Origin of the sequence: Pseudomonas vancouverensis (assembly GCF_004348895.1) — a bacterium.
GTDB lineage: Bacteria > Pseudomonadota > Gammaproteobacteria > Pseudomonadales > Pseudomonadaceae > Aquipseudomonas > Aquipseudomonas vancouverensis.
The window spans coordinates 332796-344914 of the sequence record NZ_RRZK01000008.1 but is presented as its reverse complement, the minus strand read 5'-3'; the positions used below and the strand labels follow the sequence as shown (position 1 = coordinate 344914).

The following is a 12119-nucleotide window of genomic DNA, read 5'->3' as shown; positions in this document are numbered from 1 at the left end:
AACCTCAATGCCCCACGGCAAAGGCAATGGGTGCCGAACGGGCCAGCCCGCCCCGGCACTTGAGCACCCGTAACTGCGCAGGCCTGGCATCGATGGCAATGCGCAAGGCCGCTGGCGAAGGGTTGATGGCCTCACTGATCGGGCGGTAGGCAAAGGCCAGGGTCTGACCGGTTTCCGCCGCCACCTGCAAGCGTCGCAACGCACGGTCATCGGCCTTGTGCGGCCAGCACAGCACGGCACCGCAACTGCCCGAGCGCAGGCATTGTTCCGCCGCCCACAGCGCATCGCGCTCACTGGCCTGGATGATCGACAGTTGTCGCAGATCGACCCCGGCGCTCTGCCACGCCTGGGGGTATGGCACGAACGGCGGCGCCACCAGCACGATACGCTCGCCCGCCGCCGACAGCCGTGCCAGGGTCGGCCACACCAGCTGCAACTCGCCCACGCCCTGCCCGGCCAGGAGAATTTCGCTCAACGCCGCCTCCGGCCAGCCGCCGGTGGGCAGCGCCGCGTCCAGCACGGCGTGCCCGGTGGGTTGCGGGCTGGCACTTGGCGGCGCAGGCCGGCCCTTCCAGACCTGGCCACCATTGAACAGCGTATCCAGCGCAACGACGGCACCCATCAGCCTTGCCTCAACAAACCGCAGAACACGCCTTCGATGGCCAGGTCCTGATCGGCGTCGACAATGATTGGCTGATAAGCGGGGTTGCGCGGCAGCAGCCGGACAAGGTGACCGACCCGCTCGAAACGCTTGATGGTCACCTCACCGTCAAGCCGCGCCACGACGATCTGGCCATTCAGCGCCTCGGGGCTGCGGTGCACGCCCACCAGATCACCGTCGAGAATGCCGTCTTCGATCATCGAGTCGCCACGCACCCGCAGCATGTAGTCCGGCACTCGGGAAAACATCGACGGATCGAGCAGCAAGCGGCTGTGCACCTCGGCATCGGCGCCAATCGGTGCACCGGCCGCCACGCGACCGAGCACGGGAATATCGAGCAACTCGGGACGCGGCGGCTGCCCGAGCAGACGAATACCCCGGGCCTGATGCGGGTTGACCTCGATGAAGCCAGCCTCGGACAGCGCCAGCACATGCTTGCGCGCCACGCTGCGGGAGGCAAAGCCGAACGCCTCGCTGATTTCAGCGAGGCTCGGGGGCTGACCATGCTCGGCGATGCGCTCGCGGATGAAAGTCAGGATGGCAGTACGGCGGGGGGTTAAAGTCGTCATGGAGTACATTTGTACTCTTCCGGTTTTTTTCTGGCAAGAGCCGTCAGTCACCCGGGACACAAAAAGCTGTACATGCATACAGATAATGATTGCCCGCAGACGCTTCAACCGCCATTCTGTGCACCCCCAGACACATTGATCGACGACGGTGGTTATGCGGCTGTACCTCTGTGAAAAACCTTCCCAGGCCAAAGACATTGCGACCGTGCTCGGTGCGAAGCGTCGGGGCGATGGCTGCTGGCTGGGAACAGATGTCACGGTCACCTGGTGCATCGGCCATCTGCTGGAGACCGCCCCGCCGGACGCCTACGACGCACGCTACAAGCGCTGGGTGCTGGCGGACCTGCCGATCATTCCCGACCAGTGGAAAATGACCGTCAAGCCGCGCACTGCCAGCCAGTACAAGGCGGTCAAGCGCCTGCTCGGCGAAGCCAGCGAACTGATCATTGCCACCGACGCCGACCGTGAAGGCGAAATGATCGCCCGGGAGCTCGTGGAACATTGCCGTTACCGCGGGCCGATCCGTCGGCTATGGCTGTCGGCACTGGACGATGCCTCCATCCGCAAGGCCCTGGCCGCGCTCAAGCCAGGCGCCGAAACCTTCAGCCTCTATCACTCGGCCCTCGGCCGCTCGCGAGCCGACTGGCTGATCGGCATGAACATGAGCCGGTTGTTCACGTTGCTGGGGCGCCAGTCCGGTTATCAGGGCGTGCTGCCGGTCGGTCGAGTCCAAACGCCGACCTTGCGCCTGGTCGTTGATCACGACCGCAGCATTGCCGATTTCGTACCCGTCGCTTATTGGGCCATCGACGTGCAGTTGCTGCACAACGGCACCGCGTTTACCGCGCAATGGCGGGCCCCCAGCGAGGTCTGCGACGATCAGGATCGCTGCCTGAACCAGACATTGGCGCAACAGGCGGCCACAGCCATGAGCCAAGCCGCCACTGCCCGGGTGATCAAGTTGCGCACCGAACGCATGCGTGAAGTCGCGCCGCTGCCGTTCGATCTGGGCACCCTGCAGGAAGTCTGCTCGAAAAAGCTCGGTCTCGGCGCCCAGGAAACCCTCGACATTGCCCAGGCGCTTTACGAAACCCACAAGGTCATCACTTATCCACGCAGCGACTGCGGATACCTGCCGCTCAGTCAGCACAGCGAGGCGCCGGCCATTCTGGCAGCGCTGCGACAAGCCGACCCGGCGCTGAACGCCTTGCACGATCATCTTGAACCGCAACGACGCTCCCGAGCCTGGAACGATGCCAAGGTCAGCGCTCACCACGGCATCATCCCGACCGCCGCCGCGAAGAACCTCGAACGCCTGACCGGCAAGCATCGGGCGGTCTATACATTGATCCGCGCGCGTTATCTGGCGCAGTTCCTGCCCAATCACGAATACGATCGCACCCAGGCGGATTTCGACTGTGCCGGGGAAGCCCTGCGCGCCGTGGGCAAACAGATCATAGAACCTGGCTGGAAGCGCGCCTTGCCCGAGGCACTCGCACCCGCCAAGGGAAGAGAAGCACCGGCACCGCAGACGCTGCCCAACCTGGCCGAAGGCATTGAGTGCGGCGTAGCCGGTGTACAGCTCAAGGATCTGTGGACGCAACCACCCAAGCCCTTCACCGAAGGTGACCTGATCAAGGCGATGAAAAACGTCGCCAAACTGGTGGAAGATCCGCTGCTCAAGCAAAAGCTCAAGGACACCACCGGCATCGGCACCGAGGCGACCCGCGCCTCGATCATCCAGGGCCTGCTTGACCGTGGTTACCTGGTCAAGAACGGTAAGGCACTGGCCGCCACACCTGCCGCCTTCAGCCTGATCGACGCCGTGCCCCGCGCCATCGCCGACCCGGGCACCACGGCCATCTGGGAACAGGCGCTGGACATGGTGCAAAGTGGAGAAATGAGCCTTGAAGAATTCGTCACCAAACAAGCGGCATGGATGAGCAAACAGGTCAGTCGCTGTGCCGGTCTGAGCCTCTCCATCAGCGGCCCGCCGCCCTCCGGGCGCGCCGCTACGCCGTGGAAGAAAAAACGCAAGGCCGCTCCACGCAAACCTGCCAGCGGAACCCGCCGCGCGCCGAAGCAGGCCAAGCCATAATGCTCCTGTGGTGCACTGAAATCAGGAGCCAGGCATATGCCATCGATCACGCTTCATCCCGCCCAACGGGACGAACTGCAAACCATCGAAAACCTGATGCAGTTCTACACCTACGACTTCAGTGAATGGCTGCCACTGAAACTCGGCGAGCACGGTTTCTTCAGCATCCTGCCCATGCCGGACTACTGGCGAAACCCCGGGACCCGACCCTTTCTGATCAAGGCCGATGGCGAACTGGCCGGGTTCGTGACGGTCGACGAGAACACACACCTGCCCGGCGCTCGCTACAACATCGGCTACCTGTTTGTCAGTCGCCGCCTCCGTGGCCAGGGTGTCGCGCGATTTGTCGTTTCCACCCTCTTGAGCCAATTCCCCGGTCAATGGCAAATTTTCCATATCGAGGCGAACCAGCCCGCACGCCTGTTCTGGGCCGCGGTAATGCCAAGCCTTGCAGTCAGCGGCCTCACGCTGCATCAACGCAGGGTTGATCATCACCTCTGCACCTTTTACCGCTTCGAGTCTGTGCCGCCACAGACCTGACCACCCCTCCTCCCGTCATCCGCGCTAATTCCCAACGGCTTTGTCGGACAATATGTAGTGACCAAAAATAATCACTACAAAACCGTTGACTCGTCCGTTTGGCCCTTGCATGATGAAGCCGTCTCCCCGATCGGGAGTACAGGCAACATGTTTGAGCAAGCTCGTCTGACCGCCGAGCTGTTTTTCCCGGATACACGCTGCCCACAAGGCAGATTGAAGAAGCTGACCTGGCCTGAACGTCCAGTACAAGGGCGAGAAGACTTGGCGAGCAATCCTCATGACGCTTGTGGCCGACCCTGAAAACGTCGGCAATGGCCTTAAGGTTTTCGCCGCTTCTCTTCGTTGTGACGCTATTGCGTAGCAGTTATTCAACACGACTACATGCAACAGACGCAGGACCCCGCCCTTTATGGCGGTCGAACGCTGACGTCCTGGTTTCGGTGCCAGGGATCAACTAACCGATGGGCTACCTGTATTAGCGAATCAACTTTAGAAAGATCACCAATTGGTCAAGGGGCTTTATCATGAATCTGAACAATCAACCTACTATCGAAGAACTGGCTCGTATGTTCGCGGCTAAAAAAGACAGCCATGACAGCCATATTCTGTGGATCAGCAAGTCGGGCCAGGTTCATATCGACTGCCTGTCGCCGCATGCTCATGAAGCGGAATTCGACCAGAACAACCAGAACCTGCTGGCCCGACTGAAGATGTACCGTCGCGGCCACGGTTATGTCGGCAAAAAAGCCGCGGCCGACAAGGACTTCATCGGCAATGTTCTGCAAACGCTGAAACAGGCGTGGGATTCGATGCAGAACAACAATGAAGTTCGGGTCATTGACCGGTTCTACTGATATCCAATTTGATAAATAAAATGGCCTGCCTCTTTTTAAGACGCAGGCCATTTTTTATTTGAACACTGCACTGACGCAACGCGCTGGCATCTCCCATCTATAGGCACCACTTATAGATTGCATTGCATATCGGTCTTGGACGCTATCAGCCATCCCGCTGAAGATGGCTTCACACCCAAGCAACAGCACTGCCGAAAGGAGATACACCATGCAACAGTCCCACGCCTACAACGACAGCAGCCTGACCCTGACCGCCGCCATCCTCGACGCCAAGGCACGCAAGAATCTGTCCTGGCAGGACCTGGCCGACGGCACCGGCCTGAGCCTGGCCTATGTCACCGCCGCCCTGCTCGGTCAGCACCCGCTGCCGCAAAGCGCCGCCGAAGTGGTCGGTGACAAGCTCGAACTGGACGCCGATGCCGTGGCTCACCTGCAGATCATCCCGCTGCGCGGCAGCCTCTCGGGCGTGCCCACCGACCCGACCATCTACCGCTTCTACGAAATGATCCAGATCTATGGCACCACGCTCAAAGCCCTGGTCCACGAGCAGTTCGGCGACGGCATCATCAGTGCGATCAACTTCAAGCTCGACATGAAAAAAGTCGAAGACCCGGAAGGCGGCTCCCGTGCCGTGATCACCCTGGACGGCAAGTTCCTGCCCCTGCGTCCGTTCTAAGCACAGGCCGGCCCGCGCCGCCGGTACGGGCCGGCCATTGGAACACTCACACAATTGATCCGGAGAATGCCCCCATGAAAGCGCTCATCGACGGTTTCCTGAAGTTCCAGCAAGAAGCCTTTCCGCAACGCACCGACCTGTTCAAGCACCTGGCCACCACGCAGCACCCTGGCACCTTGTTCATCACCTGCTCCGACAGCCGTGTAGTGCCCGAGTTGCTCACGCAACAGGAACCCGGCGAACTGTTCGTGATTCGCAATGCCGGCAACATCGTGCCGTCCTACAGCCCGCATCCCGGGGGGGTGTCGGCCACGGTGGAATACGCCGTCGCCGTGCTCGGTGTCACTGACATCGTGATTTGCGGGCATTCCGATTGCGGCGCCATGACCGCCGTCGCCAAGTGCACCTGCATGGATCACCTGCCCGCCGTCAGCGGCTGGCTGCAGCACGCCGAATCGGCCAAGGTGATCAACGAATCGCGCCCTCACGCCAATGAAGCGGCCAAGGTCAGTTCGATGGTGCGCGAGAACGTGATTGCACAACTGGCCAATATCCAGACCCACCCGAGCGTGCGACTGGCCCAGGAGAAAGGCCTGTTGAACCTGCATGGCTGGGTCTATGACATCGAAACCGGCTCGATCGACGCACTGGACGGCACCAGCCGCAGCTTCGTCTCACTGGTCGAGCACCCGAACGCCTGCGCAGTGCAGGCCAGCGTGGTTCAAGCGGCTTGATGACAACTACAACGGCAGCGACCGCCTTATCGGCGGTCGCTGAGGAAGGGTTTCAGCGCTTCACGCCCAGATCGATCTGGGTCATGCGGCTACGCACAGTGAACACACCATCACCCGAAAGAATCGCCCCGCGAGCAAACAGCCGCCCGCTCTCCCAGTTCGAAAGCCCCAGCTCCGGCTTGTTCAGCGCGTACTGGCCGTCGACCCAACGGGTGATGCCGTTACCGACAAAAGGCGCGTTGACCGCGTTGTAGAAACGATCCTGCGCCTCGTCACTGTCGCTGATCAACGACACCGTGAACTGCGGGCTGTGGCGATTGAACAAGGCGATGGCACTGTCCAGATCGTCGACAATTTTCAGGCTGACTTCCGGGGTCTCTTCCCACTCCCACTCCCGCCCCAGTTGATCCTCGGGCAGCGGCTCAGCCTGTGCTTCGGTCTGATAACCTTCGGCGCGATACACCTCGACGGTTGCCGTCTGCCATTCGCTGGGCAGGTACGACTCACTGCCTTCGACGATGTGCAATTTGCAGCCCTGGCCACGGGCTTTACCCGCCTGTTGCAGCGCATCAAGGAACAATGGCACAAGCTCTGCGGCGCGGTCGCGATGGATCAGGCATACGTTCAGGGTATTGCAGACCTTGCGGTCCAGGGAGTTGCGCACCACCGCGGCGAAGCGCCGGGCATCAGCGTCGGTGTCGGCAACCAGCCACGCGCCGCCGGTGCCATGCAGGCTGACGGCAGTGCCGGCCTGTTGCGCGATGCTGCCCAACTGACTGACCGCACGGCCTGAACCCCGGGCCACGGCCAGCGACAGTCGACGATCAGCGAACATCGCCCAGCCAGCAGCGTGATTGACGCTTTCCACCAACGACACCGCACCGACCGGCAAACCGGCTTCACTCAATGCCGGATTCAACGCATGGGTGACGATCGCCTGCGCCGTACCCAGCGCATCGCTGCCAATGCGCAACACCGCGGTATTGCCAGTGCGCAAGACACCGGCGGCATCGGCGAAGACATTCGGTCGACCTTCGAAAACGAAGGCGACGATGCCCAGGGGCGAGACCACTTGCTCGACTTTCCAGCCGTCATGCTCAACGCAGCTGACCACTTTGCCCCGGGTGGCTTCGGCGTCACGCCAGGCGCGCAAACCGGCGATCATGTCGCGACGCATGCGCTCATCGGCGAGCAAACGCGTGGTCGAACGACCGCGTGCCTTGGCCCGCTCGATGTCAGCGCGGTTCGCGGTTTCGATCAGCGCCCAGCACCCAGGGCTTTCCAGGCCCTTGGCGAACAGATCGAAGAAGGCGCTGATGGCTTGCTCCGGCACCGCTGACAGCGCCTTGAATGCCGCTTCGGCACGTTCGATCGCGACGCTGGCCGCTTGCTGGTCAGCCACCGGAATCAGCAACAACTCGCCGCTGACCTGCTCCACCAGCAGGTGGTCACCGGGCTGGAAGCGTGCGGCCAGTTCGGGGCTGACGACAGTGACACGATTACCGGCGAAAGGAATGGGCGTGCCAGCGACTAGACGTTCGAGCGCGAGAGACATGAAGCGGTATCACCATGCTGTGGGCGGCCGGAAAATGTATAGCAATTCGCCTGGAGCGTCACGCGTCAGGCTGGCGATTGCAACCACCCGACATTCCTCCATGTAAGAGCGACGTCAAGTATCACAGTGTGTACAGCCTCGCCCCTGATACACCACCTCGCCAAACACCCACGCCAACGACACATCGCCGATACAGCCCATGGGTCAAATGTGCTCACCGATTGGCCACGCCGATCCAGGCACACAACTCACGCTGCTTCCCTGCCCCAATGGAGACCAAGACCATGAGCACCTCGATTTCTTCCGCCGTCCAAGGCCTGCACCTGAACCTCGACCGCACCGGCAACTGGATCGCGCCCCTGGCCCTGCGCCTGTTCCTTGCCTGGGAATTCTTTGAATCCGGCCTGGAAAAGTTCAACGGTCAGAACTGGTTCGCCGACATCCAGAACCGCTTCCCGTTTCCGTTCAATCACGTTTCGGCGACGCTGAACTGGGAACTGTCGATGTGGGCCGAACTGCTTTGCGCCCTGGCCATACTGGTCGGTCTGGGAACGCGCATCTCGGCGTTCATCCTCATTGTCGTAACTGTCGTCGCCACCGCCGCCGTGCACTGGCCGGCCGACTGGTCGACCCTGAGCGAACTGGCCCAGGGTTATGCGATCACCAACAAGGGCTTCGGCAACTTCAAGCTGCCGCTGATCTACCTGGTGGCCTTCATGCCCCTGTTGCTGTCGGGACCCGGCAAACTCAGTCTCGACGCCCTGCTCGCCCGCTACTTCTGGCGGCGATGAAATCAGCACCTGTCGACCATCGAATGCCCAGCGGCAAATACCCGACCACTGGGCACATAATCGATCCATGGCCCCCGGCCCCCGTGCTTATAAGGTCTATACATAAGGATGAACAATTGGCCGACAACACGAGGCACAGGCCATGGACAGCAAGGGTTCGGGCACCAATCTGGCCTTCTGGGTGCCAGGCAGTGCGGTCATCCTGAGTCTGGTGGTATCGATGTTCGCCCTCAACCGCGACCCGTTCCTCGAGCCGCGTCCGGCTGGTGCGCAGTTTCAGGCGCAATTGCCCATCGAGGCGCGCCTGTGGCAGGACCCGTTCGATGCCGTGGAGCGCTATCGCAAGATGCTCAAGGCCGACGGCAATACCGCCGACGCCGCCAATGTGTGCAGCACCGACCTGTCACCATTAACTGCCGAACAACAGCGCCCCGACATCATGGTCGCACTGGTCGAGGGCGGGCCTTACGCCGACGAAGTCGAACGGCGTCGACGTATTCGTTATGCACTGCTGGCCGGCTTCAAGAACGCTCATCGGGTGCCGGATCAGGAGCAGTACATTCATTGCCTGCGCCTGGCCAGCGATTTGTCCACTGATGCGCCGCAAGCCCATGCCTTCGTGGACGCGCCCTATGAAGTCTTCGTCTCCAACCCCTTCGATCCGCCGAAAGCGCTCGAAGGAAAACCGGCACCGGCCAACCGGACCCTGGTGTTCTGGCTCAAGCAGGACACCCTCGGCCCGTCACCCTTGCAAGCCCTGGACACCTTGCGCAGCAGCCTGATCAGCAAAGTCGCCGCCGCCTGTTCACCCACACCCTGCGCGGAGCCCGTTGATAACCCGGTGCTGAAAATCATCGGGCCGGCCACCTCGACCGTGCTGCTCGACATGTTCCACGACCAGGACCTCGGCAAGGCTACGCCGAATGTGGAGATCTACTCACCGCTCGCCACAGCCGACAACGAAACCCTCGATCGCGGCTACACAAAACTGGCCCCGCCCCTGGCCAACCGGCCCTCGATGAAACTGCTGCGCACCGTCAGTGACGACGGCACCATGACCCAACTGATGCTGGAGGAACTGAAGTTACGCCGCGTCGACCCCGCCACCGGCATACGCTGCAGTCAGGATGACGCGCAACACAAAGGGCCACCCTGTACCCGCGATCTGCGACGCAGCAACCATCGCATCGCGCTGATTTCCGAGTGGGACAGTTTCTACAGCCGCGCGCTGATCGAAAGCTTCAAGTCACAGGTGGCTGAAGATGCCCATCTGGGCGGCGGCAAGCCTCAAAAAGATGTGGTTGACCAGTGGGTTCTGCGCTTCAGCTATCTGCGCGGGCTGGATGGACGCCTGCCGGAAGAGTCGGCGAGCTCCGATAAAACAGCCACACCCGACGCCAGCAAAAACGCCGCCGGTGTTGTGCAACTTGATCTCAGTCCGCTGGAGAAGTCTGACGGCAACTCGCAACTGGACTACCTGCGGCGCCTAGCGGACCACATCGCCAACGTCGACGCGACCTACCGACGCAATGGCGACAGCGGTATCGGTGCGATTGGCGTGCTGGGGGTGGATGCCTATGACAAGCTGCTGGTGTTGCAGGCGCTCAAGAGCCGTATGCCCTACAAGCTGTACTTTTCCACCGACCTGGACGCGCGCATGCTGCAGCGGGGTCAGGCGCAAACCACGCGCAACCTGATCCTCGCCGCCCCCTATGGCCTGACCCTGACCCGCGCCTTGCAACAGGACGTCCCGCCGTTTCGCGACAGCCTGCAAAGTGCAGTGTTCATTTCGGTACTGGCGGCGCTCGCTCCGCAATCCTTCGACGCCAAGCGTGCCAAGTTCGACTATTCAAGGTCCGAGCTGCTCTCGCCGGGCATTTATGAAGTGGGCATCAGTGGCTTTATTCCCCTTGCGAGCCGCCTGACCGCGTCACGCCCGGCCAGTTGCGAGGCGCCAAGCCAGTCCGAGTCGGAGCGGGGCATCCGCCCCCACGACCTGATGGCCCTGCGTTGTTTGCAGGACCCTTCGCCACCGCCCTACCCGGAACCCTCCCAGTCGATCCGTGATCGCTTCAAGCAAGCCCAGGCGTTCTACCGTGCCGGACCGCTGACCATCACCCTGCTGATACTCGCCGGATTCATCGTCTGGTGGAAAATCGAAGGGCCGAACCATGATCACGACACGCCGATGGCCTGGGTCCGCGGCGTGCCGATCAGCCTGTTCATGCTGGCGGTGGTCTGCGCATTCATCGCCACCCGCTACTGGCACGCGGAATTTCTCTGGCTGGCCTTTGCCTTGATTCTGTTGGGCATCGTCTCATCGAACCTGACCCGGCGCTCGGAGCGGCAGCTCGCGCTGGCCAAGGCTTCGCCCGATGAGCTGGTCAGCGTTCGCGAATCACGGGCGTGGTACGTCGTGGTGCCGCTGGTGCTGTTTGTCCTGGCGTTGATGCTGGCTTACCAGATGCGCAGCAACCTGACCAACAACGGTCTCGGCGAACCGATGTTCCTGTTCGAGGGCATCAGTGCCTGGCCGACCATGGCCCTGCGTCTGCTGGCGGTACTGATCTCGTTGACCGCGCTGGTGTGGGGCTGGCGCAAGCTGTGTATCAACCGTTCCGAGATCGAAACTGCCTACCACCTGCGCCTGCACATGCGTCGCTACGAAATGACCCTGTGGGGTCAGGCGCGGCGCTTTGTCCGCCGAGGCAAGGGCTGGACCCTGCGGCGCTGGTGCAACGAACTGGGCCACTGCCTGCTGCTGATCTTCTTCCCGCTGCTCAACGCCAGCGAAGAGTGGTCCAGGTCCTGCGAATCAGCCCGCCTCACCTGCTCGGACGGACGCAAGATGATCTCCATCGCGCGCTTCTGGGGCGAACATTGCGTCTGCGGCTCCTTTGGCGCACGCATGCTGCGCGCGGCGTTGGCCACCTGGCTGTACCTGGTCGCCACCAGCGTATTGTTCGTGATCTGGCCGATGGAAAGCATGCCCGTGCGCGGCGACTCGGTGTGGTGGATGATCGGCTGGCTGGCCCCGACCCTGGTGTTCCAGCTGCTGGTGTTCTGGGTGGTCGATGCCAACCTGCTACTGACCCGATTCATCCGCCACTTGAGCGAACATCACGCCATATGGCCTGGCAGCCTGCAGCTCGAACACCAGAAAATCTTCGGCATGCTCCGTCATCCGTGCATCGATGAGTGGGTGGACGTACAACTGATCGCGCAACGCACTTCGGCGGTCAACCGGCTGATCTATGCACCGACGGTAGTGATGCTGATCCTCGTCGCCTCGCGCAGCAGCCTGTTCGACAACTGGCAGACGCCGCCGGCGCTGGTGATCTCTTACCTGTTCACCGCGTTGATCCTGCTGTTCTCCGCGCTGTCGCTGCGTCGCGCCGCAGAAAAGGCCCGCTCCCTGGCCCTGCAGCGGCTCGACGCCTACCTGCTGCAAACCCCTGAGAAAGCGCCGTGCTACGACAAATTCAAGATGATCCGCGAGCGGGTCTCGACCCTGAACACCGGCTCGTTCTCACGCTATTCCGAAGACCCGCTGATCCGCGCCCTGCTGCTGTCGCTGACCGGCATCGGCGGCTCGGCGATTGTCGACGCGTTGAACTACGCGAAGTTCTAGCCTCCCCACA

Annotated in this window: 10 protein-coding genes; 7 read left to right on the top strand and 3 right to left on the bottom strand. The window is 61.9% G+C overall.

All coding sequences use genetic code 11. From position 1 onward, the window contains the following. Window positions 1-4: 4 nt before the first annotated feature. Window positions 5-622 carry a translesion DNA synthesis-associated protein ImuA gene (gene imuA / locus EIY72_RS09280; RefSeq protein WP_093219174.1) on the bottom strand — a complete coding sequence of 206 codons (618 nt, stop codon included), beginning with the start codon at window positions 620-622 and terminating at the stop codon, window positions 5-7. Continuing rightward, entirely contained in the window at window positions 622-1239 is a 618-nt protein-coding gene (lexA, locus tag EIY72_RS09275; protein WP_093219169.1) for a transcriptional repressor LexA, read from the bottom strand. Before lexA ends, imuA begins: the two co-directional genes overlap by 1 nt. 145 nt (window positions 1240-1384) lie before the next feature. Here lexA and EIY72_RS09270 point away from each other — a divergent pair, with 145 nt between their 5' ends. The 5 genes from EIY72_RS09270 (at window position 1385) to EIY72_RS09245 (ending at window position 6132) form a co-directional block, all read left to right on the top strand. Then, complete coding sequence (locus tag EIY72_RS09270; RefSeq protein ID WP_093219165.1) at window positions 1385-3328, top strand: DNA topoisomerase III; 1944 nt, start codon at window positions 1385-1387, stop codon at window positions 3326-3328. A gap of 36 nt (window positions 3329-3364) precedes the next feature. Next, complete coding sequence (locus EIY72_RS09265) at window positions 3365-3868, top strand: GNAT family N-acetyltransferase (protein ID WP_093219162.1); 504 nt, start codon at window positions 3365-3367, stop codon at window positions 3866-3868. Window positions 3869-4392: 524 nt separating this feature from the next. Next, window positions 4393-4722, top strand: coding sequence for a hypothetical protein (locus tag EIY72_RS09255; protein WP_093219159.1), 330 nt, complete (start codon window positions 4393-4395; stop codon window positions 4720-4722). A 208-nt stretch (window positions 4723-4930) separates the two neighbouring features. Continuing rightward, window positions 4931-5398, top strand: a complete 468-nt coding sequence (gene cynS, locus EIY72_RS09250) for a cyanase (RefSeq protein ID WP_093219156.1) — start codon at window positions 4931-4933, stop codon at window positions 5396-5398. A 74-nt stretch (window positions 5399-5472) separates the two neighbouring features. Further along, a complete protein-coding gene (locus EIY72_RS09245; protein WP_093219153.1) occupies window positions 5473-6132 on the top strand; it encodes a carbonic anhydrase in 660 nt (219 codons plus the stop codon). Window positions 6133-6184: 52 nt separating this feature from the next. Here the strand turns inward: EIY72_RS09245 and EIY72_RS09240 are convergent, their stop codons facing one another. Further along, a complete protein-coding gene (locus EIY72_RS09240; protein ID WP_093219150.1) occupies window positions 6185-7687 on the bottom strand; it encodes an aldehyde dehydrogenase family protein in 1503 nt (500 codons plus the stop codon). Window positions 7688-7971: 284 nt separating this feature from the next. On the opposite strand from EIY72_RS09240, the gene EIY72_RS09235 reads away from it, so the two are divergent. Beyond that, window positions 7972-8478: an HvfX family Cu-binding RiPP maturation protein gene (locus tag EIY72_RS09235; protein WP_093219147.1), complete on the top strand. Its 507-nt coding sequence runs from the start codon at window positions 7972-7974 to the stop codon at window positions 8476-8478. A 142-nt stretch (window positions 8479-8620) separates the two neighbouring features. Next, window positions 8621-12109: a hypothetical protein gene (locus tag EIY72_RS09230; RefSeq protein WP_093219144.1), complete on the top strand. Its 3489-nt coding sequence runs from the start codon at window positions 8621-8623 to the stop codon at window positions 12107-12109. Window positions 12110-12119 lie beyond the last annotated feature (10 nt).